General features: G+C 56.9%; 22 protein-coding genes. 11 read left to right on the top strand and 11 right to left on the bottom strand.

Features of this window, described 5'->3' with window-relative positions; translation table 11 throughout:
* Positions 1-253: 253 nt before the first annotated feature.
* Both ACTJKZ_RS00580 and arsC read left to right on the top strand, forming a co-directional pair.
* Complete coding sequence (locus ACTJKZ_RS00580) at positions 254-1717, top strand: beta-barrel assembly-enhancing protease (RefSeq protein ID WP_440829083.1); 1464 nt, start codon at positions 254-256, stop codon at positions 1715-1717.
* A 44-nt stretch (positions 1718-1761) separates the two neighbouring features.
* A complete protein-coding gene (arsC, locus tag ACTJKZ_RS00575) occupies positions 1762-2103 on the top strand; it encodes an arsenate reductase (glutaredoxin) (RefSeq protein WP_260059553.1) in 342 nt (113 codons plus the stop codon).
* Here arsC and hda read toward each other — a convergent pair.
* From hda to upp, 3 genes are all read right to left on the bottom strand, one after another.
* Positions 2100-2807, bottom strand: a complete 708-nt coding sequence (gene hda, locus ACTJKZ_RS00570; RefSeq protein WP_033743385.1) for a DnaA inactivator Hda — start codon at positions 2805-2807, stop codon at positions 2100-2102. The genes arsC and hda overlap by 4 nt on opposite strands.
* Before the next feature lie 101 nt (positions 2808-2908).
* On the bottom strand, positions 2909-4192 hold the full coding sequence (gene uraA, locus ACTJKZ_RS00565) for a uracil permease (protein WP_161734378.1): 1284 nt from the start codon (positions 4190-4192) through the stop codon (positions 2909-2911).
* Between the two features lie 144 nt (positions 4193-4336).
* Positions 4337-4963: a uracil phosphoribosyltransferase gene (gene upp / locus ACTJKZ_RS00560; protein ID WP_009088774.1), complete on the bottom strand. Its 627-nt coding sequence runs from the start codon at positions 4961-4963 to the stop codon at positions 4337-4339.
* 230 nt (positions 4964-5193) lie between these two features.
* Here upp and purM point away from each other — a divergent pair, with 230 nt between their 5' ends.
* Together purM and purN are read left to right on the top strand one after the other, a co-directional pair.
* Entirely contained in the window at positions 5194-6234 is a 1041-nt protein-coding gene (gene purM / locus ACTJKZ_RS00555; RefSeq protein ID WP_222925139.1) for a phosphoribosylformylglycinamidine cyclo-ligase, read from the top strand.
* Positions 6231-6869 carry a phosphoribosylglycinamide formyltransferase gene (gene purN, locus ACTJKZ_RS00550; protein ID WP_222925138.1) on the top strand — a complete coding sequence of 213 codons (639 nt, stop codon included), beginning with the start codon at positions 6231-6233 and terminating at the stop codon, positions 6867-6869. Before purM ends, purN begins: the two co-directional genes overlap by 4 nt.
* 287 nt (positions 6870-7156) lie before the next feature.
* On the opposite strand, the gene pstB is transcribed toward purN, so the two are convergent.
* From pstB to ACTJKZ_RS00535, 3 genes are read right to left on the bottom strand one after another with little or no spacing between them, the layout of a single operon-like run.
* The gene (gene pstB, locus ACTJKZ_RS00545) at positions 7157-7924 is read right to left on the bottom strand and encodes a phosphate ABC transporter ATP-binding protein PstB (protein ID WP_440829082.1); all 768 of its coding nucleotides are present in this window, start codon (positions 7922-7924) and stop codon (positions 7157-7159) included.
* Positions 7925-7936: 12 nt separating this feature from the next.
* A complete protein-coding gene (pstA, locus tag ACTJKZ_RS00540; RefSeq protein WP_440829081.1) occupies positions 7937-9571 on the bottom strand; it encodes a phosphate ABC transporter permease PstA in 1635 nt (544 codons plus the stop codon).
* Complete coding sequence (locus tag ACTJKZ_RS00535; protein WP_161734316.1) at positions 9568-11655, bottom strand: ABC transporter permease subunit; 2088 nt, start codon at positions 11653-11655, stop codon at positions 9568-9570. Before ACTJKZ_RS00535 ends, pstA begins: the two co-directional genes overlap by 4 nt.
* 150 nt (positions 11656-11805) lie before the next feature.
* On the opposite strand from ACTJKZ_RS00535, the gene ppk1 reads away from it, so the two are divergent.
* The 5 genes from ppk1 to mgtE all read left to right on the top strand — a co-directional run bounded on the left by ppk1 (position 11806) and on the right by mgtE (position 17908).
* Positions 11806-13866 carry a polyphosphate kinase 1 gene (gene ppk1, locus ACTJKZ_RS00530; protein ID WP_161734318.1) on the top strand — a complete coding sequence of 687 codons (2061 nt, stop codon included), beginning with the start codon at positions 11806-11808 and terminating at the stop codon, positions 13864-13866.
* A 5-nt stretch (positions 13867-13871) separates the two neighbouring features.
* Positions 13872-15398 (top strand): exopolyphosphatase, encoded by a 1527-nt coding sequence (gene ppx / locus ACTJKZ_RS00525; RefSeq protein WP_161734320.1) that lies wholly within the window; start codon positions 13872-13874, stop codon positions 15396-15398.
* 41 nt (positions 15399-15439) lie between these two features.
* On the top strand, positions 15440-16054 hold the full coding sequence (gene tehB, locus ACTJKZ_RS00520) for a tellurite resistance methyltransferase TehB (RefSeq protein ID WP_161734322.1): 615 nt from the start codon (positions 15440-15442) through the stop codon (positions 16052-16054).
* Positions 16055-16155: 101 nt separating this feature from the next.
* On the top strand, positions 16156-16341 hold the full coding sequence (locus ACTJKZ_RS00515) for a YfgG family protein (RefSeq protein WP_013358709.1): 186 nt from the start codon (positions 16156-16158) through the stop codon (positions 16339-16341).
* 133 nt (positions 16342-16474) lie between these two features.
* Positions 16475-17908: a magnesium transporter gene (gene mgtE, locus ACTJKZ_RS00510; protein WP_161734324.1), complete on the top strand. Its 1434-nt coding sequence runs from the start codon at positions 16475-16477 to the stop codon at positions 17906-17908.
* Here mgtE and ACTJKZ_RS00505 read toward each other — a convergent pair whose 3' ends face one another.
* Complete coding sequence (locus ACTJKZ_RS00505; RefSeq protein WP_440829080.1) at positions 17909-18406, bottom strand: helix-turn-helix transcriptional regulator; 498 nt, start codon at positions 18404-18406, stop codon at positions 17909-17911. It abuts the gene before it with no gap.
* A 20-nt stretch (positions 18407-18426) separates the two neighbouring features.
* Positions 18427-18672, bottom strand: coding sequence for a hypothetical protein (locus ACTJKZ_RS00500; protein WP_135907869.1), 246 nt, complete (start codon positions 18670-18672; stop codon positions 18427-18429).
* Between the two features lie 178 nt (positions 18673-18850).
* On the opposite strand from ACTJKZ_RS00500, the gene ACTJKZ_RS00495 reads away from it, so the two are divergent.
* Entirely contained in the window at positions 18851-19030 is a 180-nt protein-coding gene (locus ACTJKZ_RS00495; RefSeq protein WP_022624131.1) for a hypothetical protein, read from the top strand.
* 30 nt (positions 19031-19060) lie between these two features.
* On the opposite strand, the gene ACTJKZ_RS00490 is transcribed toward ACTJKZ_RS00495, so the two are convergent.
* The 3 genes from ACTJKZ_RS00490 to guaB all read right to left on the bottom strand — a co-directional run bounded on the left by ACTJKZ_RS00490 (position 19061) and on the right by guaB (position 23261).
* Complete coding sequence (locus ACTJKZ_RS00490; protein WP_260059547.1) at positions 19061-19834, bottom strand: DUF3750 domain-containing protein; 774 nt, start codon at positions 19832-19834, stop codon at positions 19061-19063.
* Between the two features lie 311 nt (positions 19835-20145).
* On the bottom strand, positions 20146-21726 hold the full coding sequence (gene guaA / locus ACTJKZ_RS00485; RefSeq protein WP_161734330.1) for a glutamine-hydrolyzing GMP synthase: 1581 nt from the start codon (positions 21724-21726) through the stop codon (positions 20146-20148).
* Between the two features lie 68 nt (positions 21727-21794).
* Positions 21795-23261 (bottom strand): IMP dehydrogenase, encoded by a 1467-nt coding sequence (guaB, locus tag ACTJKZ_RS00480; RefSeq protein ID WP_161734332.1) that lies wholly within the window; start codon positions 23259-23261, stop codon positions 21795-21797.
* Between the two features lie 168 nt (positions 23262-23429).
* Between guaB and xseA the strand changes: the two genes are divergently transcribed.
* The gene (xseA, locus tag ACTJKZ_RS00475) at positions 23430-24803 is read left to right on the top strand and encodes an exodeoxyribonuclease VII large subunit (RefSeq protein WP_161734380.1); all 1374 of its coding nucleotides are present in this window, start codon (positions 23430-23432) and stop codon (positions 24801-24803) included.
* Positions 24804-24902 lie beyond the last annotated feature (99 nt).

Here is a 24902-nt window from a genome sequence, read left to right as displayed (position 1 = left end):
TACCTGCTCAGGATCCCGGTAAAACCTCGCCGGATTTACCTCGTTTAACTGCGGTTTAAGTTGGCAGGATGTTCAGTTTTTTTCGTCAAAATCTGCGATTTTGCACAAATTACATCAGGCGATGACCAGAAAACGACATTTCTTTCTTTTGATGCTCTGGTTAAGATAGTCACAAACCGCCGTTATCTGCGAAAAATGGAACATTCCCGCTGCGCACCTGTCCATTTTCAGGGCCTCTCTACAGGATTAAGGCATGTTGAACCGGTTAAAGAAAACGCTAATCGCCGCGCTCCTCCCGACGCTCATTTTCACCACTCTGACACCGGCCCACGCTGATGTCAGTGATTCACTTCCCGATATTGGCACAACGGCCGGTTCGACCCTGTCGATTAATCAGGAACTGCAGATGGGCGACTTTTATGTGCGCCAGCTGCGTGCCAGTGCGCCGCTGATCAACGATCCGCTGCTTAATCAGTACATTAATCAGCTGGGGCAGCGGCTGGTCTCGCACGCCGACGCCGTAAAAACCCCGTTCCACTTCTTTCTGATCCAGAATGATGAGCTCAACGCCTTTGCCTTCTTCGGTGGCAACGTGGTGCTGCATTCGGCGCTGTTCCGCTTTACCGAAAATGAAAGTCAGCTGGCATCAGTGATGGCGCATGAAATTTCACATGTCACCCAGCGCCATCTGGCGCGTGCCATGGAAGATCAGAAGCGCAATGCGCCGCTGACCTGGGTCGGAGCGCTGGGTTCGATTCTGCTGGCGATGGCCAGTCCGCAGGCGGGCATGGCAGCGCTGACCGGCACCCTGGCGGGTACGCAGCAGGGAATTATCAGCTTTACGCAGGGCAATGAGCAGGAGGCGGACCGCATCGGCATTCAGGTGCTGCAGCGCGCCGGTTTCGATCCCCAGGCGATGCCAAATTTTCTGCAGAAGCTGGCCGATCAGAGCCGCTTCTCCTCGAAGCCACCTGAAATTCTGCTGACCCACCCCCTGCCCGACAGCCGTCTGGCGGATGCCCGCAACCGTGCTAACCAGATGCGCTCCGTCGTCGTTCAGTCTACTGAAGATTTTTACCTGGCGAAGGTGCGTGCGCTGGGGATGTACGCCACCGGGCGTAATCAGCTCACTGACGAACTGCTGAGTCAGTATGCCAGCGGTAATGCCCGCGAGCAGCTGGCGTCACAATATGGCAAGGCTATACAGTTTTTACAGGCGAAGAGCTATGCCGATGCGAAGCGGATTATGACGCCACTGCTGGCGAAACAGCCCAATAACGTCTGGTTCCTGGATATCATGTCAGACATCGACATCGGCCTGAACCAGCCACAACAGGCGATCGCCCTGCTCACCGCCGCCACTGGTGCCAAAAACAGTCCGGTGGTGCAGCTCAACCTGGCGAATGCCTATGTTGAAGCGAAGCAGTATGCCAGTGCCAGTCGTATTCTGAACCGCTATACCTGGGCCAATAAAGATGATCCTAACGGCTGGGATTTACTGGCACAGGCTTCTGCCCAGCAGGGACTGAATGATGAAGAGTTGTCGGCACGGGCAGAGAGCCTGGCGCTGAATGGCCAGCTTGATCAGGCAATCACCGCGTTAGGCAGCGCCAGCGCACAGGTGCCGCTCGGCAGCCTGAAACAGGCGCGCTACGATGCCCGTATCGATCAGCTTCGTCAGTTGCAGCAGCGGTTTAAGCAATATCAGAAAGGCTGAGAAACGACGTTGCTGACATACCAAAAATAAAAGGAGAGTCTGAAATGGTGACGATTTACCACAACCCGCGCTGCAGCAAGAGCCGCGAAACGCTGGCGCTGCTGAACGCGCGCGGGATTAAGCCGGAAGTGGTGCTCTATCTGCAGACGCCGCCCGATCGCGAGACGCTGCAAATTCTGCTACAGAAACTGGGGATGCAGAGCGCACGAGAGTTGATGCGTACCAAAGAGGCGATCTACAGCGAGCTGGCACTCGGCGACAAAAACGAAAGTGCGCTGCTGAATGCGCTGGTGGGAAATCCGGTGCTGATTGAAAGACCGATTGTGATCAATGGCGATAAGGCGCGGATTGGACGTCCGCCAGAAGCGGTGCTCGACATTCTTTAAAGGCCGAGCGTCTCTTTAACGAAGGGAATCGTGAGCTTACGCTGTGCGCTAATCGAAGCGCGATCAAGCCGATCCAGCGTATCAAACAGCGTGCGCATTTCCCGATCCAGTCGCTTCAGCAGGAAGCGACCCACATCTTCCGGCAGCTCAAAACCACGTAACCCGGCACGCAGTTGCAGCGCCTGCAGTTTGTCTTCGTCGGAGAGTGGCTGCAGGCGATAGATCTGTCCCCAGTCCAGCCGCGAGGCGAGATCGGGCAGCTGCAGATTCAGCTGGCGTGGCGGACGATCGCCGGTAATAAACAGGCGCGTATTGCCGGTTTCCAGAATGCGGTTATAGAGATCGAAGATCGCCATCTCCCACTCCGGTTCGCCTGCAATGCACTCAATGTTATCGATGCAGACCAGTGACAGCTGCTCCATCCCTTCCAGTACGTCCGGAACAAACCAGGTGCGTTTATCCAGCGGAACGTAGCCGACCGCTTCGCTGCGCGCGGACATTTCAGCGCACGCGGCGTGCAGCAGATGGCTCCGCCCGCCGCCTTCGCGTGACCAGAAGTAGAGATAGCTGCCATGTTGTTGATTGAGAGCGCCTTTGAGTGCGGCAATCAGCGACGGGTTTTCCCCCGGCCAGAAGCTGGAAAAGGTTTCATCGTCGGGTAAATAGAGTGGCAATGACAATTGTGCCGGCGTGTTCAGAAGCACCTCAGCAAGAGAACAAGCAAAAAATCGGGGGAAGTCTAACACAGTTTTCAGAAAGAGATGAATGGGGCGTCCCTGCCCCGATCCTGTCAGGCGCGCTGCGATCAATGCTCGCGTGGTTCCTCAGCCTCCAGCACCACTTCTTCCGGACGTAACAGCGAGATCACACGGAAGATCAGCGCCAGGCCGACACCCACGATCGTCGCCAGTGCCATGCCTTTTAGCTCTGCTGCGCCGATATGCACCTTCGCTCCGCTGACGCCGATGATCAGGATCACCGAGGTCAGGATCAGGTTCTGCGCTTTGTTGTAATCGACTTTGGATTCGATCAACACGCGGATACCGGATGCGCCAATCACGCCATAGAGCAGCAGCGACACGCCGCCCATGACCGGAACCGGGATCGCCTGGATCACCGCCGCCAGTTTGCCGACGCAGGAGAGCAGAATCGCCAGAATCGCCGCGCCGCCAATCACCCAGGTGCTATAGACGCGGGTAATCGCCATCACCCCGATGTTTTCACCGTAGGTGGTATTTGGCGTCGAACCAAAGAAACCTGAAATAACGGTGGATAAGCCGTTGGCGAACATCGAACGATGCAGGCCAGGGTCGCGAATCAAATCTTTCTTCACGATGTTGGCGGTGACCACCAGATGACCGATATGCTCGGCAATCACGACCAGCGCCGCGGGCAGAATCGTCAGCATCGCCACCCACTCAAAGCGCGGTGTATAGAAGGTTGGCAGGGCAAACCAGGGGGCTTTGATCACGCCACTCCAGTCAACGATGCCCATAAAGGCAGAGAGCAGATACCCCGCCACGACGCCGACCAGAATCGGGATGATTGCCAGGAAACCGCGGAACAGCACTGAACCGAATACCGTTACCGCCAGCGTGACCAGCGAAATCAGCACGGTTTTGCTGTCGGGCGCACTGCCTTCAGCGGGCAGCAGGCCAGCCATATTGGCGGCGACACCCGCCAGCTCCAGACCAATGACGGCCACAATCGCGCCCATGGCCGCCGGGGGGAACATCACGTCGAGCCAGCCAGTACCCGCGCGTTTCACAATCAGCGCCACGAGACAGAACAGCACGCCGCACAGGATAAATCCGCCCAGCGCGACCTCATAACCCAGTGGCAACAGCAGCAGCACCGGCGAGATAAAGGCAAAACTGGAACCAAGATAGGCGGGAATTTTGCCTTTACAGATAAAGAGATAAATCAGTGTGCCGACGCCGTTAAACAACAGCACCGTCGCCGGGTTAATGTGGAACAGAATCGGCACCAGTACCGTGGCACCAAACATGGCAAACAGGTGTTGCAGGCTGAGTGGAATGGTTTGCAGTAACGGCGGCCGTTCACTGACGCCAATGGCGCGACGAGTCATCATTTATCCCCTTATGTTTTTTATCCCCGGGGTTTCGCGCCTCTGGCACAGCAGCAGTGATGCCGATGCGCCTTGCGGCAGACGGAATTCATTCGGGGAGTTTTTTTGCCAAAAAAAAGCCGACTCTCTGGTCGGCTGTGCGATTTATTTGGTTCCGAAAATCTTGTCCCCGGCATCGCCGAGCCCGGGAATGATGTAACCCTTTTCGTTCAGTCCCTGATCCACTGACGCGGTGTAAAGCTCGACGTCAGGATGCGCTTTCTCCAGGGCGGCAATCCCCTCTGGTGCGGCAACCAGAACCAGCACTTTGATGCTGGTGCAGCCCGCTTTCTTCAGCAGGTCGATGGTGGCGATCATAGAGCCACCGGTCGCCAGCATCGGGTCGACCACCAGCGCCAGGCGCTCTTCAATGTTAGAGACCAGCTTCTGGAAATAAGGAACCGGCTCCAGCGTCTCTTCATCACGGTAAACACCCACCACGCTGATACGGGCGCTGGGAACGTGTTCAAGCACCCCTTCCATCATGCCCAGGCCGGCACGCAGGATCGGAACCACCGTGATTTTTTTGCCTTTAATCTGATCGATCTCTACCGGGCCGTTCCAGCCCTCAATGGTGACGCGCTCTGTTTCCAGATCGGCGGTCGCTTCGTAGGTCAGCAGGCTGCCCACTTCAGAGGCCAGCTCGCGAAAACGCTTTGTACTGATATCATGCTCACGCATCAGGCCCAGTTTATGTTTGACCAGCGGGTGTCTGACTTCCACGATCTTCATTGGTGTTCTCCCGGAATGAGTTGAGCTAAAAAAAAATCGCGGGATTATACCGCCTTTTGCGCGCTGCGCCACCTGCTCTTGCGCAAAGCCACGGGTTTTACCGGGACAAATAGAGGATTAATGAAAATCGCCTGATGCGCAATGCCGGACTCGCAAACGTTTGCCTGCACTGATAGAATTGCCGCGCTTTATTTTAAACCACCAACCGCAACTCGCGTGGGGACCTCGCAGTGACCGACAAAACCTCTCTCAGTTACAAAGACGCCGGTGTTGATATTGATGCTGGTAACGCTCTGGTTGACCGTATTAAAGGCGTAGTGAAAAAGACGCGTCGCCCGGAAGTGATGGGTGGACTGGGCGGTTTTGGTGCGCTTTGCGCGCTGCCGCAAAAATACCGTGAACCCGTGCTGGTCTCCGGCACCGATGGCGTTGGCACCAAGCTGCGTCTGGCGATGGATCTTAAACGTCACGATGCCATTGGCGTTGACCTGGTCGCGATGTGCGTCAACGACCTGGTGGTTCAGGGCGCCGAGCCGCTCTTCTTTCTCGACTACTACGCCACTGGCAAACTGGATGTGGATACCGCCTCTGCGGTGATCACCGGCATCGCCGAAGGGTGTCTGCAGTCGGGTTGTGCGCTGGTTGGCGGTGAAACCGCTGAGATGCCAGGCATGTATCACGGCGAAGATTACGACGTGGCCGGTTTCTGTGTCGGCGTGGTGGAAAAGTCAGAAATTATCGATGGCAGTAAGGTGCAGGATGGCGACGTGCTGATCGCCCTCGGCTCCAGCGGCCCGCACTCTAACGGCTATTCGCTGGTGCGTAAGATTCTGGAAGTCAGCAATACCGATCCGCTGGCTGAACAGCTGGAAGGTAAACCGCTGGCCGATCATCTGCTGGAACCGACCCGCATCTACGTGAAAAATATCCTGAGCCTGATTGAGCAGGTCGATGTGCACGCTATCGCGCACCTGACCGGCGGTGGCTTCTGGGAGAATATTCCGCGCGTGCTGCCCGACAACACCCAGGCCGTGATCGACGAGAAGAGCTGGCAGTGGCCGGCGGTCTTCAGCTGGTTACAGCAGGCGGGCAACGTCAGCCGCTTCGAGATGTACCGCACCTTTAACTGCGGCGTGGGCATGATCATCGCACTGAGCCCGACAGATGCGGACAACGCGATTGCGCTGATGCAGGCCGCGGGCGAGAAAGCCTGGAAGCTCGGCGTGATTAAAGCGTCTGATGCAGAAGAGCGTGTGGTCATCAACGGATGAAGAAGCTGGTTGTACTGATTTCCGGTAACGGAAGTAACCTTCAGTCCATCCTTGACGCCTGTGAGAGCGGGCGGATTCACGGCAGTGTCGCTGCCGTGTTCAGCAACCGTGCCGCCGCTTATGGCCTGACGAGGGCGCAGGAGGCGGGGATCCCCGCCCACGCGCTTGCCGCCAGCGACTTTGCTGACCGCGAAGCTTTTGATCGTCAGCTCATCGCTGAAATCGAAGCCTACCGTCCGGATCTGATTGTGCTGGCGGGTTATATGCGCATTCTCAGCAGCGCATTCGTGGCGCATTTTCACGATCGACTGCTGAATATCCACCCTTCCCTGCTGCCGAAATATCCGGGTCTGCATACGCACCGTCAGGCACTGGAAAACGGCGACAGCGAACATGGCACCTCCGTGCATTTCGTCACTGACGAGCTGGATGGCGGTCCGGTGATCCTGCAGGCAAAAGTCCCGGTTTTTCCCGGCGATAGCGAAGCGGAGATTACGGAGCGGGTGCAGCATCAGGAGCATGCCATCTATCCGATGGTAATCGGCTGGTTTGTTGAGGGTCGTCTGGCGATGCGTGACGGCAAGGCCTGGCTGGATGGCGAACCGCTGCCGCCGCAGGGTTATGCTAACGATTGATGCACTGGAAGCCAGGGCTTCTTATGAAGTACTGGCAGAGTAAAGGCTCAGGAAGCCTATGCCCTCCGTAAAGACGCAAAAAATGCCATCCATGGCAGCTCAGCACGGGCGATTACGCACCTCATCCCTGAGGTGCGCCCGAAGCCGGCCCAACGTTTTGCGTTGTTCAAAAACGCACCCGGCGTTTTTGTCCATGGCCCGCGATGCTTTACTACGGGCATAGGCTCCCATCGCTTTAAGCCTATGAGCCGTCTGACACAAAAACCTGCTCTGCTCCCGTTGCTGGCTCAGCCGTAACGCCCCGTAATGTAATCTTCGGTCCGTCGCTGCTTCGGCGCGGTGAAAATCCGGTCGGTCTCATCAAACTCCACTAACGTGCCCTGATGCATAAACGCGGTGTAATCTGACACGCGCGACGCCTGCTGCATGTTGTGCGTTACCAGCACCAGCGTGAAATGCTGCTTGAGCGTGGTCATCAGCTCTTCAATCACCAGTGTAGAAATCGGATCCAGCGCGGAAGTCGGCTCATCCAGCAGCAGCACTTCCGGCTCAATCGCGATGGCGCGGGCAATCACCAGCCGCTGCTGCTGTCCGGTGGAGAGCGTCAGCGCATTCTGTGACAGCTGGTCTTTCACCTCACTCCACAGCGCGGCTGCGCGCAGCGCACGCTCACAGGCTTCGTTCAGTACCCGCCGATCGCGCACACCCTGTAAACGCAGCCCGTAGACCACATTTTCATAAATCGATTTTGGAAAAGGATTAGGCCGCTGAAACACCATGCCGACCCGACGGCGCAGTGCGGAGAGATCCTGTTCGGGGCGCAGGATCGCCTGCGATCCCAGTAACACCTCACCCTCTACCCGGCAGTGGTCAATCACGTCGTTCATGCGATTAAAGCAGCGCAGCAGCGTCGACTTGCCACAGCCCGACGGGCCAATCAGCGCAGTAATCCTGTTTTTCGGCACCTGCAGAGAGATATCCTGCAGCGCCTGGCGCTCGCCATACCACAGCGACAGATGGTTAACGGTCAGCGCGATATCCGTGTCGGACGTCATAGTCATAGCCTGTTATTGAGTCATAAGACGATAGCGTTCACGCAGGCGGTGACGCAGGCCCATTGCCAGCAGATTAAGCGACAGAATAATCAGCACCAGCAGCAGCGCGGTGGCGAACACCAGCGGCCGGTCGGCTTCAATATTTGGACTCTGAAACGCCAGATCGTAAATCTGGAAGCCCAGATGCATGAACTTGCGATCCAGATGCAGATAAGGAAATACCGCGTCGACCGGCAGTTCCGGCACCATTTTCACCACGCCCACCAGCATCAGCGGCGCGGTTTCACCTGCTGCTCGCGCCACCGCCAGGATCAGGCCGGTGAGCATGGCCGGCACCGCCATCGGTAGCACCACGTTCCATAGCGTTTCCGCCTGGGTCGCGCCCAGCGCCAGCGAACCCTGCCGCAGGCTGTTGGGAATACGGGATAAGCCCTCTTCGGTCGCCACAATGACTACCGGCAGCGTCAGTAACGCCAGGGTCAGCGACGCCCAGAGTAAACCTGGCGTGCCGAAGGTGGGGTTGGGCAACGCGCTGGCAAAGAAGAGCTGATCAATCGTGCCGCCTGCCAGCCAGACAAAGAAGCCCAGACCAAATACCCCATAAACAATGGAAGGGACGCCGGCCAGATTGACCACCGCGATGCGTACCAGTCTGGTCAGCGCATTCCGTCCGGCATATTCATGCAGCCAGATAGCGGCGATAACGCCCAGCGGCATCACCACCACCGACATCAGCAGCACCATCAGCACGGTGCCGAAGATCGCCGGAAATGCGCCTGATTCACTTTCGCCCCCGGCGGGTGAATCACTGACGAAACGCCACAACTGATGCAGAAAATGCCCGGTTTTGCTGGTCAGCGTCATCGCGTTCGGCTTCCAGCTATCGACAATTTCGGTCAGCGGAATAGCATGTTCGTTGCCCTGCACATCCCGCAGGATTAACAGATCGCGCTGACTCTGCTGTTGCAGAGAAGCCAGTGTTTCACTCAGCTGATTAAAGCGCCGCTGCAACGCCGCCTGATTGGCCTGATATTCTGACTCTGCCTGCAGATCAAAGCGTCCGGCCGTCCGGTCTGTGGCCGCCTGCTCATCAAGCTCTTCGCGCTGGCTGTTAAGGCGCGCCATATCCACCCGGCGAATCTGGTTAGCCTGCCGCACCAGCATCTGCACCTGTCCAAGCCGCTGATGCAGTAGCGCATCGGGATCCTGCGCGGTCAGCTCTTCGTTATCTTCACGCAGGCCGACAAACCAGCCATAGGCCTGACCGTGGCTGCGCCGCTGCAGCACTATGACGTCCGGCGGCTGACTGACCTTCGCGGCCGCGCGGCTGTAGACCACGCGGAAATCGGGGGCGTCCCAGTCACGGTTACCGGTTTTAATCAGATAGCGATGCACCTGTCCGCCGTTGTTGCCCTGTTCATCGGCCGGAGCCGGGAAACGCCGCTGATGCTCCAGAGTTTCGCCCAGCAGGCGCGTTTCGCCACCTTCAGGCTGGCTGAAGGTATAGAGGTCCACACCCTGCGGCCAGAAAGCACGGACGCCCTGCCACGCCAGCAGCCCGATTAGCAGCGTAAAGGCCAGCAGGCAGACGGCGACAGCACCAGCCGTTAACCAGCGCCAGCGATCGTTCTGTCGCATCGCCTTCATGCCTGTTCCTCATGCTGGCTGTAGCGCTGACGCAGTCGCTGACGGATCAGCTCGGCAACCGTGTTAATCACCAGCGTAAACAGCAGCAGCATCAGGGCACTGAGAAACAGCACGCGATAGTGCGCACTGCCTGCTGCGGCTTCCGGCATCTCAATGGCGATATTGGCGGACAACGCGCGCAGGCCGCTGAACAGGCCACCTTCACTTTGCGGCGTGTTGCCGGTCGCCATCAGCAAAATCATGGTTTCTCCTACGGCACGTCCCAGACCGATCATCAGCGCGGCAAAAATCCCGGCGGAGGCACCCGGCAGTACGACGCGTGTCAGGGTTTGCCACGACGTTGCGCCCAGAGCCAGTGAACCCTGGCCCAGCGCCGCAGGTACGCTGAAGAGGGCATCTTCGGAGAGGGTGAAAATCAGCGGCACCAGCGCAAATCCCATCGCCAGCGCGGCCACCAGCAGGTTGCGCTGCTCGTAATGCGGCAGCCAGTCGCCCGCATCCGGTATAAACAGGGTGGGCAGCCACAGCGTCAATAGCGTAACCAGCAGCAACAGCGGCAGCAGAATCAGTACCTCACGCCCCGGCTGACGCCAGCGCGGCGGTAAACGCGCGCTGAATACGCCACATAACAGCAGCGCGCCTGCCAGCGTTACGGGCAGCAGCAGTACACCCACCAGCGCCTGACCAATATGCGGCGCGAGCCAGATTCCGGCAATCAGCCCCACCACTACGCTTGGCAGCGCGCCCATCATCTCGATGGCCGGTTTAACCCAGCGCCGCAGCCCCGGTGCCATAAACCACGCGGTGTACATCGCTGCGGCCAGCGCCAGCGGCGTGGCAAACAGCAGCGCTAAACTGGCCGCTTTCAGCGTTCCCATCACCATTGGCATCAGGCTGAACTTAGCCTGATAGCTGTCACCGGCGGCGGTGGATTGCCAGACCCAATCGGGTTCGGGATAGTTTTCATACCAGATTTTCTGCCAGAAATTGCGCCAGGTGACGTCCGGCCACGGATTATCAAGCCGCAGGGTCTGCCAGCTTCCCGCCCGCTCAATCAGCAGGCTGTCGCCACGTGGCGAAAACTGCGCCTGCACAATGCCAGGTTCCAGCTGACGCTGCAGTATCGGGCCGTTTTGCTTGCTGGCAAAGAGCCGCAGCATCCCCTGCTTACTGAGTGTGGCAAACACGCGACGCTGTGATTCTGTCACCAGAATCGTCTCGCCGTCGCTGTCGGCGAAGGTCCGGATACGCTGCAGGCGCGGCCCCTGGTCGCTGGCGATACCAAACCATTGGGTGACGCCACTGCGATCCTGAATCAGCAGGCTTTTGCCACCCACCAGCAGATGCAGACTTTGTGGGGGCTGCGACAGAGTATGCGTTTCGCGCAGCAGGGCATGGTCATCATCGAGCTGCCAGACCCGCAGCAGCGTGCCTTCGGTGGTGTAGAGCAGATCGCCGGACGGCGAGAGCGCCAGCAGATCCAGCTGGCGTTGCGGCAGCGGGATAACCGACGCCTGACGATCGGTGCCGAGCGTCAGCACCCGCAGGCCGGCCTCAGTGAGAGCAGCGATGCGCCACTGACCCGCATGACGCGTCGCCAGCGCCATCTTTGTCACGGCACCGTCGGGCAGATGAAAGGGTTTGTCGCCTAGCGGGAAGCGCCACTGCTGGTCAGTCGCAGGCTGCATCAGCGTCAGCGCGCCTTGCATATTCAGTAGCAGCGTCTGCCCATCAGCACTCTGCACCACCTCATCGGGCGCCGGGGTCAGCGCCAGCGCCGGCTCCGCAGGCTGACCATCCAGTGGAATAAAACGTGCTGCACCGTGCGCGCTGATACGCCAGCCGATATTGCCCTGATTGCCTATCGCTAAGGCGGGCGTACGATCCCAGAGTTGCTGGCTGGCCGCGATCTGCAGGCCCGGCGCATTAAACAGCGGTAATACCACGCCAATCAGCCAGCAGAACAGCAGCAGCATCAGCAGCAGGATCGCGACGCCACAGCAGGTGATCAGCCGCCGCGTCAGACGATCAACGGCACGACGCTTGCGATCGCTGAATTGGACAGGAATGTGGTTTGCGCTCATGCGGTTCCGGTAGCAGGCCAAAATAAGCCGCTATGTTGCCCGTAGCCGATTGATAAGACAACTCCTTGCGTTGGACAACGCTGCCATACTCTCGCCATAATGTTGATGGATACTGGATCTTCAGTCCTGCAACCGCTAAATGGAGTGAGAATGGGTCAGGTAAAGCTTTATATTGAAAAAGAATTAAGCTGGTTATCCTTTAATGAACGGGTTTTGCAGGAAGCAGCAGACAAAAGCAATCCACTGATTGAGCGGATGCGCTTTCTGGGCATCTACTCCAACAATCTCGACGAATTCTATAAAGTGCGTTTCGCCGACCTCAAACGCCGCATTCTGATTGGTGAAGAGCAGGGTTCTGCCAGTACGCCACGCCATCTTTTTAAAAAAATTCAGCAGCGCGTAATGAAGTCCGATCAGGAGTTTGATGCGCTTTATAACGATCTGCTGCTGGAAATGGCTCGCAATCAGATCTTCCTGATCAACGAACGTCAGCTCTCATCCAATCAGCAGGCGTGGCTGCGTCACTACTTCAAGCATGAGTTGCGCCAGCATATCTCCCCGATTCTGATCACCCAGGAAACGGATCTGACCGAATTCCTTAAAGATGACTACACCTATCTGGCGGTTGAGATCATTCGCGGTGACAATATTCAGTATGCGCTGCTGGAGATCCCGTCCGATAAAGTGCCGCGCTTCATCAATTTACCGGCAGAGCCACCGCGCCGCCGTAAACCGATGATCCTGCTGGATAACATTCTGCGTTACTGCCTGGATGACATTTTTAAAGGCTTCTATGACTTCGACGCGCTCAACGCCTATTCAATGAAAATGACGCGCGACGCCGAGTACGATCTGGTCACGGAGATGGAGTCGAGCCTGCTGGAGCTGATGTCCTCCAGCCTGAAGCAGCGACTGACGGCGGAACCAGTGCGTTTTGTCTATCAGCGCGATATGCCCGACACGATGGTGTCGCTGCTGTGCCACAAGCTTTCCATCTCTAACCTGGACTCCATCCTGCCAGGCGGCCGCTACCACAACTTCAAAGACTTTATCGGCTTCCCGAACGTCGGCAAAAATAACCTGGTGAACCGCCCGCTGCCGCAGATTCGCCACATCGGTTTTGATGGCTTCCGCAACGGCTTCGATGCGATTCGCGACCGCGACGTGCTGCTCTACTATCCGTACCACACCTTTGAACACGTGCTGGAACTGCTGCGTCAGGCGTCATTTGACCCCAGCGTGCTGGCGATCAAAATCAACATCTACCGCGTCGCGAAACACTCGCGCATCATGGATGCGATGATCCATGCCGCCTATAACGGTAAAAAAGTCACGGTGGTCGTTGAGCTGCAGGCACGCTTCGATGAAGAAGCCAACATCTATTGGGCGAAACGCCTGACCGAAGCGGGCGTGCATGTGATTTTCTCTGCACCTGGCCTGAAGATCCACGCCAAGCTGTTCCTGATCTCACGCCGCGAAGGCGAAGAGATTGTGCGCTACGCGCATATCGGCACCGGCAACTTTAACGAGAAGACCGCGCGGCTTTATACCGACTACTCACTGCTGACCGCGGATGCGCGCATCACCAATGAAGTACGTCGGGTGTTCAACTTTATTGAGAATCCTTATCGGCCCGTGACGTTCGATCACCTGATGGTGTCGCCACAGAACTCGCGCCGGATGCTGTATGAACTGATCGACACCGAAATTGCCAATGCACAGCAGAATAAGCCCTGCGGTATTACTCTGAAAATCAACAATCTGGTAGACAAAGGTCTGGTAGATCGGCTTTATACAGCCTCCAGCGTAGGGGTGAAGGTCAATCTTCTGGTGCGCGGAATGTGCTCATTAATCCCGGACCTGCCTGGGATCAGTGAAAATATTCGTGTCATCAGTATTGTTGACCGTTATCTGGAACACGATCGCGTCTATATTTTTGAGAATGGCGGCGATAAGAAGGTGTTCCTCTCCTCCGCTGACTGGATGACACGTAACATTGATTACCGCATCGAAGTGGCCGTGGCGATTCTCGATCCCCACATCCGGCAGCGCATACTCGACATTATTGCTATTCAGTTAAGTGATACGGTGAAAGCCCGCATCGTCGATAAAGAGTTGAGTAACCATTACGTCCAGCGTGGCAATCGCCGTAAAGTGCGCTCGCAGCTGGCCATCTATGATTACATCAAGAAACTGGAACAACCTGAATAAATCCTATGCCAATTTCTCATAAAAGCACGCCAAAACCCCAGGAGTTTGCGGCAATTGACCTGGGCTCGAACAGTTTCCATATGGTGATTGCGCGGGTTGTCGATGGTGCGATGCAGGTACTGGGCCGCCTTAAACAGCGCGTCCATCTGGCTGACGGGCTGGATGCTCAACACAACCTTAGCGAAGAGGCGATGGAGCGCGGCTTAGCCTGTCTGGCGCTGTTTGCCGAGCGCCTGCAGGGCTTCAGCCCCAGCAACGTGACGATTGTCGGCACCCATACGCTGCGCGAGGCGGTTAACGCCGAAACCTTCCTGCAGCGTGCGGCTGAAGTGATCCCCTATCCGATCGAAGTGATTTCAGGTCATGAAGAGGCGCGTCTGATCTTTATGGGTGTTGAGCACACGCAGCCAGAGAAAGGTCGCAAGCTGGTGATCGACATCGGCGGCGGCTCTACCGAGCTGGTGATTGGCGAGGATTTTGAACCGCAACTGGTTGAGAGCCGGCGCATGGGATGCGTCAGTTTCGCCCAGCTCTATTTCCCGAAAGGCGAAATCAGCCGTGAAAACTTCCGTCGCGCCCGCTTAGCGGCGGCGCAGAAGCTGGAAACGCTGGCGTGGCAATATCGTCTGCATGGCTGGCAATATGCGCTGGGTGCGTCCGGCACCATCAAGGCCGCCTGCGAAGTGCTGCAGGCAATGGATGAGAAAGAGAAGCTGATTACGCCTGAGCGCCTCGAAAAGCTCTATGACGAGGTGATGAAACATAAATCCTTTGCGGCCCTCAGCCTGCCGGGCCTGTCAGAAGAGCGCAAAGGCGTGTTTGTACCCGGACTGGCGATTCTGTGTGGCGTCTTTGATGCGCTGGCGATTCGCGAGCTGCGTCTTTCTGATGGTGCGCTGCGTGAAGGCGTGCTCTATGAGATGGAGGGCCGTTTCCGCCATCAGGATATTCGCAGCCGTACAGCACAAAGTCTGGCGAATCATTACGCCATCGACAGCGATCAGGCGCGCCGCGTGCTGGATACCACCGAGCAGCTTTATCTGCAGTGGCGCGAGCAGAACCCGAAACTGGCCAATCCGCAGCTGGCAGCCCTGCTGAAGTGGGCGGCGATGCTGCACGAAGTGGGTCTGACAATTAATCACAGCGCCCTGCAACGTCATTCCGCCTACATTTTGCAAAACACCAACCTTCCCGGTTTCAATCAGGATCAGCAGATGCTGCTGGCGGCGCTGGTCAGATTCCACCGCAAAGCAGTGAAGCTCGACGAGTTGCCGCGCGTGACGCTGTTTAAGAAAAAGCAGTTTGTGCCGCTGATTTTCCTGCTGCGCCTGGGTACTCTGCTGAATAATCAGCGTCAGGCTACTACGCGTCCGGATGCGTTAACCCTGAAATGCGATGACGGCCACTGGACGCTGATTTTCCCGGCGGGCTACTTCACCCAGAACAACCTGGTTCAGCTCGATCTGGAACGTGAGCAGGTTTACTGGAACGACGTAACAGGATGGAAGCTGATCCTCGAAGAAGAAGCCTGACAACCCGGGCGCCTTGCGCCCGTTTAACTGAATTGATGAATATGACACAACCAACTGCACCCCTTTCAGGCGAAAACTATTTTGCCGAAACCTATGGTTTAACGCCGCCCCACTCTGAAGTGGTTGCGGCGCTGCCCCAGCTCAACGTCGGCAAGGCGCTTGATCTGGGCTGTGGCGTGGGACGCAATACGCTGTTTCTGAACCAGCACGGCTTTGACGTCACGGCATGGGACCATAATCCGCAAAGCCTGGCGCGCCTGCAGGAAATTATTGCGCAGGAAAATCTCAGCGGTATTCATACCGAGCAGCGCGACCTGAACAACACGCGCTTTAACGGCGGCTTCAACTTTGTGCTGTCGACCGTGGTGATGATGTTCCTGCAGCCGCAGACCATTCCACAGCTGATTGCCGACATGCAGGCCTGTACGGTCAGGGAGGGTTACAACCTGATTGTGGCAGCGATGAACACGGAAGATATGCCCTGCCCGGCTGATTTCGCTTTTGCTTTTAAGTCGGGCGAGTTGAGCCACTATTACCGCAACTGGCACATCGTGAAGTACAATGAACATCCCGGTCAGCTGCATCGCAAAGATGAAAATGGCAACCGCATTACCTGCCGCTTTGCGACGCTGCTGGCGCAAAAAGCGAGTTACTGATCTTTATCTGCTGTTTTTTTCAACAGCGATTGATTTCATCAGGCGACTGTGACTAAATATTGCAGTCGCCCCTGATGGGGTCATTACAGGAACCACCCCGCGTGAACAGCGCTATTTCTCCCCGAAGACGTCAAAAAACCGGCACCATGACCCGCATTGTGCTGTTGATCAGTTTTATCATTCTCTTTAGTCGCCTGATATTTATCCTGCCCGCTGCCTTCGAGCATCACCAGCAACAGAAAGCGATTCCTGAACCCGTTACCGTCACATCAGGTGATACGCGCTAACAAATACTGATTTTTCGCCTGAAAGACGCCTTAAAAGTAAATGTTATCCAGACAACTGGACTCTTTTTTGCATCCCTTTTTCAGGCGAAACGCTACACTTCGTGCTGGTGCTTTCAGACTAAAGGGATCCAATGTGTCTGCCTCTCACTCTCAACGTTTAAGTGAAATACGTCATCGCATTCTGACGCTGCTGCTCAACGAGCACGATCTGGTTGATTCTCTGCTGGCGAAATCCGGCGATCTCAATCCTGAACAGCAACGTGAAAATGCGGCCCAGCGTGATGCGCTGGAACAGGACATTCTGCAACTGCATGCCGCTGACCTCGCGGATATTCTCGAAGCCCTGCCCGAAGAGGAGCGTCAGGCGCTATGGCGGCTGGTGCCGAATGAGCGGCGCGGACACGTACTGGTCGAAGCCTCTGAAACGGTCTGGGCCAGCCTCACCGAGGAGATGAGCGATCGCGATATTCTGCGTGCTATCCAGCCGCTGGATATCGACGACCAGGTCTGGCTGGCGCGTTATCTGCCGCGTGACCTGACCGGACGTCTGCTGGCGACCGTGGAGCCTGCTCTGCGCGCCCGCATGCTCGATATGGTACAGCTCGATCGCGATCGCGTGGGCCGGGTGATGGATTTCAATATTCTGACGGTGCGCGACGATGTCACGCTGGCAACGGTACAGCGTTTTCTGCGTAAGCGTAAAGACATGCCAAACGGCACGGATAAGCTGTTTATCACCAATAAAGACAACCAGCTGCTGGGCGAGCTGATGCTGACGGATATCCTGCTTAACAAACCTAAAACCCTGGTCAGCGACGTCATGAACGCGCGCCCGACCACCTTCCAGCTCAACGATAAGGCCGAAGATGCCGCCAGTGCCTTTGAGCGTTATAACCTGATCTCTGCCGCCGTCACTGACGCAAAAGGCAAACTGATTGGCCGTGTGACCATTGAAGACATCATCGACCTGGTGAATGCCGAAAACGAAAGCAACATCCGTAAAATGGGGGGTATCAGTCAGGAAGAGGATGTTTTCGCGCCGGTGCGTAAATCGGTGCGTAAACGCTGGGCCTGGCTGGCGATTAATCTCTGTACCGCCTTTGTCGCCTCGCGGGTCATCGGACTGTTTGAAGGAACGATTTCACAGATCGTCGCCCTCGCCACCCTGATGCCGATTGTCGCGGGTATCGGTGGCAACACCGGTAATCAGACCATTACCATGATTGTGCGGGCGCTGGCCTTACATCAGGTTGAACCGGGCAACTTTTCGTTTTTGATCGTCCGCGAGCTTGGCGTGGCGCTGATCAACGGCCTGTTCTGGGGCGGCATCATGGGCGGCATCACCTGGCTGATGTATGACAATATGGCGCTTGGCGGCGTTATGATGCTGGCCATGGCGCTTAATCTGCTGCTGGCCGCGCTGATGGGCGTGCTGGTGCCGCTGGTCATGACTAAAATGAATCGCGATCCCGCCGTTGGCTCCAGCGTATTGATCACCGCCCTTACCGATACCGGCGGCTTCTTTATCTTCCTGGGACTGGCAACGATCTTCCTGCTGCCGCACTGATCAGGTGTGAAGGCCGTAACGTTGCAGCGATCCATTAAGATTGCGCTGCCGCGTCACCTGCGCCAGCTCACGGGTGGCCGCAGGCAGCGCATAATTGCCGCGCTGGCTCAGCCACTCCAGTACATCCGACAGGTGCCAGATGGCAGTTTTACCGTCATGCACCGGCAGCGGAAACGGCGGGCGGTGGCTAAGCATCAGTTTGCGCATATTCTGTCGCGTCATGCCGATGATCTCCGCCACGTCTGTCAGGCCCACAAAATCGGGTGCCGCTTCCACCAGTGTGGCACCCGGTATCGCGCGCAGTACATCCTCTTCCGCCTGCTTTAATACGTCCGTTGCAGAGTCAGACTCCCGGCTGAACTCAAATGCTATTCGCCCTGGCATCCCCAGGCCGATCAGCGCATCATCACAGCCTGCTGTTGCCAGCGTTTCAAGCAGTTCATCCACCGGCGCATGCCCTTCCGGCAGGCTGAACCGCAGCGTAAAACAATATTCCATATGCCTCTCCTTGTGCTGTGTCAGGACTTCAGATAATGACAGTTATCGACCACGCGCCGCAGCGCACGGGCATGTTGATGTACATTTTTCGGTGTGCTCCAGATACAGGTCAGACAGAACTCCCCGCATCGGCACATCAACAGATTTTTTGGACAGTACATTTTGCCCCAGGCATGATGGCCTCCGGTAACCACCAGCCAGCCGTGGGATTCAGCGTAACGTAACGCCATCTCTATCTCTTTACTGGGATGCCGCTTCCTTGCCATATTTGCCCCCCTATGCTGACGCCGAATATGTGAGTTGTCAACTGACAACTCAATGAATATTTCTTAACGCGGTTCAGCATGCGGAGACTTTTTCTCGCAGTAAAACAGTCAGGGTATAAACTGGAAAACGTCACGCAAAAAACGATCGGCAGCAGTAACGATAATTAATGGAGGAAATATGTTTAAAGCAGAGGATTTTGTTCAGTCCAAAACCGGCGGCCCTAAAATGCAGGTGCTGCGCGTGGAAGGCGACACCCTGTGGTGCGCGCGCGTTGATGATGCAGCGAAGAAAGAGATCGAAGTAAAGGCAGAGAGCGTCAACCTCTATCACGAAGAGGGTGACTTTGGCGTGTGCTGAGGCAAAACGGCCCCTGACGGGGCCATATTGTCAGGGCTTATCCTGCTGAAGATTGTCGTTGCCCAGACCGCCAATAAACGGCAGCCGCAGCCGGAACGGCGAAAAATCGAGTCCCATGTTCAGACCCAGCAGGTTCATTTCAAATCCCTCTTCTGCACCCAGTGTCACGCCCGCTACACCCAGAATCGACACCTGCACACCGCGCCCGGATGGCGGCAGCCCGACAGGACGCCACAGTGGCCGGTAATCTTTGCCCAGCGCATTGGCGGGGAGATCAAGCCTCAGGGCGGGCACTTCGCGGCCAATGTGCGCCAGGAAAGTATTGCTGTTCGGTCCTGGCCAGGCACGGTAGGTTGTCGGCCACGGATACGAGTTAATGGCGGCTTCTATCTGCGGGATCATCGCTTCGGCTTCCGGTCCGCGATGTTCCACCAGCAGCCGCGGTTTTGCGCCATACCAGTAGCCATCTGGCAGGTTGGTGTTACGGCGAACCTTATCGCCGCTGCCCCAGCTAATCACTTCATAACGCGTGTAGCGCGTTTCACCCGCACGTTTAAAAATGATCCAGGGATGCACCGCCACCCGCCCTTTCCAGCCATAGGTCGGCGCAGCGTAGACCTGGACGATAGCCAGGCTATATAAAGCGTGCGGATCGGGCGCTATGCCAGCCGAATCGCGCCGGGCAGTCGCCCAGCCACCTGGCTCTGAACTTTCGCCGTGACGCGCTGCCTGCGCAATGCTGGCTCCGAGCGATAACAGCAGTACGGCAACAAAAAACAGGCTGAACACTTTCAGTGAGAGCATGACAACATTCCTGGTGACGTAAAAATCACGAAACGCCTGATCAGCAGGCGGTTTCAGTAAGCGGTGGCGTTGGGATACAGACAATCGGTGAAAGCGGCGGATAAAAGCGGGACACCAATGACGTCAGTTGCGGGCTTTTACTGCATGGAGGATAGCGTAATTTCCGGCAAAGTGAACAGGAAAACACCAGCGATGGGTGTGGATGTGGTGAAAGGTTAAAACAGCGAGTCTGCGCACGGTCAAGAGTAATAAAAAAAGCCCGCTGGGGAGCGGGCTTCAGAATTATCAGAGATTACCTGGCTGAGGCCTGGTTATTCCCACTCAATCGTCGCCGGTGGCTTACCGCTGATGTCATACACCACGCGGGAGATGCCGTCGACTTCATTGATGATGCGGTTAGAGACACGGCCAAGGAAATCATATGGCAGGTGCGCCCAGTGTGCGGTCATAAAGTCGATGGTTTCCACCGCACGCAGCGAGACAACCCAGTCATACTTACGGCCATCACCCATCACGCCGACCGAACGAACCGGCAGGAAAACGGTGAACGCCTGGCTGACTTTGTTGTAGAGATCCGCTTTGTGCAGCTCTTCAATGAAGATAGCATCGGCACGACGCAGCAGGTCGCAATACTCTTTCTTCACTTCGCCCAACACGCGCACACCCAGACCCGGACCCGGGAACGGATGGCGGTAGAGCATATCGTACGGCAGGCCCAGCTCCAGACCAATTTTGCGCACTTCGTCTTTGAACAGCTCTTTCAGCGGCTCAACCAGGCCCATCTTCATCTCTTTCGGCAGGCCACCGACGTTGTGGTGCGATTTGATCACGTGCGCTTTACCGGTGGCTGAGGCCGCCGATTCAATCACGTCCGGATAGATGGTGCCCTGCGCCAGCCACTTCACGTCCTGCAGCTTAAGCGCTTCTTCGTCGAACACTTCCACAAAGACGCGACCAATGGTTTTACGCTTGGCTTCAGGCTCATCGATACCCGCCAGCGCATCCAGAAAACGCATTTCAGCCGGTACATGGATAATGTTGAGCCCGAAATGGTCGCCAAACATATCCATCACCTGCTGTGCTTCGTTCAGACGCAGCAGACCGTTATCCACAAACACGCAGGTCAGACGATCACCAATAGCGCGATGCAGCAGCATCGCCGTGACAGAGGAGTCCACACCACCTGACAGACCGAGGATTACTTTGTCGTTACCCACCTGCTCACGCAGGCGCTCAACGGCATCTTCGATAATTTTGGCAGGCGTCCACAGGGCTTCACATTCACAGATGTCGATGATGAAGCGCTCGAGCATCCGCAGACCCTGGCGGGTGTGAGTCACTTCCGGATGGAACTGCACGCCGTAGAAACGCTTCTCTTCGTTGGCCATGATGGCGAACGGACAGGTTTCTGTGCTGGCCACGGTGACGAAGTCAGCCGGGATCGCCGTGACTTTGTCACCGTGGCTCATCCAGACATCCAGCAGCGGTTTACCGGCGGCGCTGATCGCATCTTCAATGTCGCGAACCAACGCACTTGGTGTGGTGACTTCGACCTGCGCATAACCGAATTCGCGCTCGTTTGAGCCAGCAACGGTGCCGCCCAGTTGCATCGCCATGGTCTGCATACCGTAGCAGACGCCCAGCACCGGCACGCCAGCGCTGAAGACATAGTCAGGTGCGCGCGGGCTGTTCAGTTCGGTGGTGCTTTCCGGGCCGCCTGAAAGGATGATACCGCTTGGATTGAACTGGCGGATCTGCTCTTCGGTGACATCCCATGCCCAGAGTTCACAGTAAACGCCAAGCTCGCGCACGCGGCGGGCAACCAGCTGAGTATATTGTGAGCCGAAATCGAGAATCAGAATGCGGTGCTTATGGATATTTTCCGTCGTCATTGAGGGGTTTCCAGAACGGTGACTTGATCAATAAAAGCGCCCGGCATGAGCCGGGCGGGAAATCGGGATTATGAACCCATGCGGTAGTTTGGTGACTCTTTGGTGATGGTCACGTCATGCACGTGGCTCTCATTGATGCCCGCGCCGCTGATGCGGACAAATTCCGCTTTAGTGCGCAGGTCGTCAATGGTCGGGCAACCGGTCAGGCCCATGCACGAACGCAGGCCGCCCATCTGCTGATGTACGATCTCTTTCAGACGGCCTTTATAGGCCACGCGGCCTTCGATACCTTCCGGCACCAGTTTGTCAGCGGCGTTATCGGTCTGGAAGTAACGGTCAGAAGAGCCTTTGGACATCGCGCCCAGTGAGCCCATGCCGCGATAGGATTTGAATGAACGGCCCTGATAGAGTTCGATTTCGCCCGGTGACTCTTCGGTCCCCGCCAGCATGGAACCCACCATCACACAGGACGCACCGGCGGCGATCGCTTTGGCGATGTCACCAGAGAAACGGATACCGCCATCGGCAATGACCGGAATGCCGGTGCCTTCCAGCGCGGTGACCGCGTCAGAAACGGCAGTGATCTGCGGAACGCCCACACCGGTGACAATACGGGTCGTACAGATAGAGCCAGGGCCGATACCGACTTTAACGGCACTGACGCCTGCCGCGACCAGCGCCAGTGCGCCTGCACCAGTGGCGACGTTACCGCCGACAATTTCCAGGTCCGGATATTTAGCACGGGTTTCACGGATACGTGACAGCACGCCTTCAGAATGGCCGTGTGAAGAGTCAATCAGCAGCACGTCAACGCCCGCTGCGACCAGCGCATCAATACGCTCTTCGTTACCGGCACCGGCACCCACCGCTGCACCCACACGCAGACGACCCTGCGCATCTTTACAGGCGTTAGGTTTGCGTTCGGCTTTCTGGAAGTCTTTAACGGTAATCATGCCCAGCAGATGGAAGCTGTCATCCACGACCAGCGCTTTCTCAACGCGCTTTTCGTGCATTTTATGCAGCACCACATCGCGCGCTTCGCCCTCTTTCACCGTCACCAGACGATCTTTCGGGGTCATAACCGCAGAGACCGGCTGAGAAAGGTCAGTCACAAAGCGCACGTCACGACCGGTGATGATACCCACCAGTTCGTTGTCGCGGTTAACGACCGGGTAGCCCGCAAAGCCGTTGCGCTCGGTCAGCACTTTAACATCAGCCAGGGGTGTCGTTGGCAGAACGGTCTGGGGTTCAGTAACCACGCCGCTTTCATGTTTCTTCACCTTGCGCACTTCGTCCGCCTGGCGTTCAATCGACATGTTTTTATGGATGAAGCCAAGACCGCCTTCCTGTGCCAGCGCAATCGCCAGACCCGCTTCGGTCACGGTATCCATGGCAGCGGAGAGCATAGGAATATTTAAACGGATATTTTTGGTCAGCTGAGTGCTGAGATCGGCCGTATTCGGCAGGACGGTGGAGTGTGCAGGGACGAGCAGAACGTCGTCAAAAGTGAGTGCTTCTTTAGCGATTCTTAACATGGCAATACTCCACCTCGGGTGATTGAGAATAGATAAAATATTGCCGCGGCATTATACAGGCCGTAATCGATTGCCTCCAGCATTATTTACGAAAAACCCTTGATCCGCACTGACAGCCCTGTAGTATCGATGAATTAACCTGCTGATTTGGAATTTGATCTTCGTCACATGTCGCTGCCATCTACTGCCAATATTTTTACCGTCAGCCGTCTCAATACGACAGTGCGTCAGCTGCTGGAGAAAGAGATGGGCCTGGTCTGGATCAGCGCTGAGATCTCCAACTTCACCCAACCGGCTTCCGGTCACTGGTACTTCACGCTGAAAGATGATGGCGCTCAGGTTCGCTGCGCCATGTTCCGCAACAGCAATCGTCGCGTCACCTTCCGTCCCCAGCATGGTCAGCAGGTACTGGTACGCGCTAACATTACCCTCTATGAACCTCGTGGTGACTATCAGCTGATTGCCGAAAGCATGCATCCGGCGGGGGAAGGCTTGCTGCAGCAGCAGTTTGAACTGCTGAAAGCAAAGCTGGCGAGCGAAGGCTTATTTGAGCCACAGCATAAGCAACCGCTGCCGGAACCGGCGCGTCAGGTCGGGGTGATCACCTCCTCCTCCGGCGCGGCGCTGCACGATGTGTTACGCGTCCTGCATCGCCGGGATCCCTCCCTGCCCGTGGTCATCTACCCGACCGTGGTACAGGGCGTCGATGCGCCAGCCGCTATTGTCCGGGCAATTGAAATTGCCAACCTGCGTAACGAGTGCGATGTGTTAATCGTCGGGCGCGGCGGCGGTTCGCTGGAAGATTTATGGAGCTTTAACGACGAACGGGTGGCGCGCGCCATTTTTGCCAGCCGCATTCCCATCGTCAGCGCCGTCGGTCATGAAACCGACGTCACCATTGCCGACTTCGTCGCCGACTTACGCGCCCCTACCCCTTCAGCAGCCGCAGAAATTGTCAGCCGCAACCAGCTGGAGCTGCTGCGCCAGTTGCAGTCGCAGCAGCAGCGGCTGGAGATGGCGATGGATTACTACCTGGCGCGCCAGCAGCGGCTTTACACGCGTCTTGAGCATCGCCTGCAGCAGCAGCATCCGCAGCTGCGGCTGGCCCGTCAGCAGACCGCCCTGTTCCGCCTGCAACAGCGTCTGGGTGAAGCGATGGAAACGCGCCTGCGTCAGGCCACACGTCAGCAGGATCGCCTGGCGCATCGACTCAACGCCCGGCAGCCGCAGCAGCGTCTGTTCGAGGCGCAAAAACAGCTGCAAAGCTGGCACTATCGCCTGCAGCAGAGCATGGCAACGCAGCTGAACAGCAATAAACAACAGTTTGGTCAGCTGGTCGCACAGCTCGAAGGTGTCAGCCCGCTGGCAACGCTGGCGCGTGGTTTTAGCGTGACCACCGACATCGCCGGTCAGGTGGTGAAGCAAACCGCACAGCTTCAGAGCGGCGACCTGCTGCGCACCCGTCTGGATGATGGCTGGGTTGAAAGCCAGGTGACGCAGCTGTTACCTGAGAAAAAGCGCCGCCGCAAAACCACCTCCTGACGCTGCCCGCCAACTTACATTTCTCCATTAACTACTGGTCTCACATATCAGGACCACCTGGTCTGTCCGGCTATTTTTATGACTAATTTTTGCTACCAG

It is taken from the genome of Pantoea sp. 22096 (assembly GCF_052045955.1).
GTDB classification, from domain to species: Bacteria; Pseudomonadota; Gammaproteobacteria; order Enterobacterales; family Enterobacteriaceae; genus Pantoea; species Pantoea alfalfae.
This window is presented reverse-complemented; position numbering and strand designations above follow the sequence as displayed.

Excerpts from the sequence above, each read along its gene's own strand:
- ACTJKZ_RS00505 (WP_440829080.1), bottom strand. The coding sequence starts at position 18,406 with ATGGAATATTGTTTTACGCTGCGGTTCAGCCTGCCGGAAGGGCATGCG.
- ppx (WP_161734320.1), top strand. The coding sequence starts at position 13,872 with ATGCCAATTTCTCATAAAAGCACGCCAAAACCCCAGGAGTTTGCGGCA.
- uraA (WP_161734378.1), bottom strand. The coding sequence starts at position 4,192 with ATGACTCGTCGCGCCATTGGCGTCAGTGAACGGCCGCCGTTACTGCAA.
- ACTJKZ_RS00490 (WP_260059547.1), bottom strand. The coding sequence starts at position 19,834 with ATGCTCTCACTGAAAGTGTTCAGCCTGTTTTTTGTTGCCGTACTGCTG.
- ACTJKZ_RS00535 (WP_161734316.1), bottom strand. The coding sequence starts at position 11,655 with ATGAGCGCAAACCACATTCCTGTCCAATTCAGCGATCGCAAGCGTCGT.
- ACTJKZ_RS00500 (WP_135907869.1), bottom strand. The coding sequence starts at position 18,672 with ATGGCAAGGAAGCGGCATCCCAGTAAAGAGATAGAGATGGCGTTACGT.
- arsC (WP_260059553.1), top strand. The coding sequence starts at position 1,762 with ATGGTGACGATTTACCACAACCCGCGCTGCAGCAAGAGCCGCGAAACG.
- pstB (WP_440829082.1), bottom strand. The coding sequence starts at position 7,924 with ATGACGTCCGACACGGATATCGCGCTGACCGTTAACCATCTGTCGCTG.
- pstA (WP_440829081.1), bottom strand. The coding sequence starts at position 9,571 with ATGAAGGCGATGCGACAGAACGATCGCTGGCGCTGGTTAACGGCTGGT.
- purN (WP_222925138.1), top strand. The coding sequence starts at position 6,231 with ATGAAGAAGCTGGTTGTACTGATTTCCGGTAACGGAAGTAACCTTCAG.
- guaB (WP_161734332.1), bottom strand. The coding sequence starts at position 23,261 with ATGTTAAGAATCGCTAAAGAAGCACTCACTTTTGACGACGTTCTGCTC.
- ACTJKZ_RS00580 (WP_440829083.1), top strand. The coding sequence starts at position 254 with ATGTTGAACCGGTTAAAGAAAACGCTAATCGCCGCGCTCCTCCCGACG.
- ppk1 (WP_161734318.1), top strand. The coding sequence starts at position 11,806 with ATGGGTCAGGTAAAGCTTTATATTGAAAAAGAATTAAGCTGGTTATCC.
- tehB (WP_161734322.1), top strand. The coding sequence starts at position 15,440 with ATGACACAACCAACTGCACCCCTTTCAGGCGAAAACTATTTTGCCGAA.
- ACTJKZ_RS00495 (WP_022624131.1), top strand. The coding sequence starts at position 18,851 with ATGTTTAAAGCAGAGGATTTTGTTCAGTCCAAAACCGGCGGCCCTAAA.
- xseA (WP_161734380.1), top strand. The coding sequence starts at position 23,430 with ATGTCGCTGCCATCTACTGCCAATATTTTTACCGTCAGCCGTCTCAAT.
- guaA (WP_161734330.1), bottom strand. The coding sequence starts at position 21,726 with ATGACGACGGAAAATATCCATAAGCACCGCATTCTGATTCTCGATTTC.
- upp (WP_009088774.1), bottom strand. The coding sequence starts at position 4,963 with ATGAAGATCGTGGAAGTCAGACACCCGCTGGTCAAACATAAACTGGGC.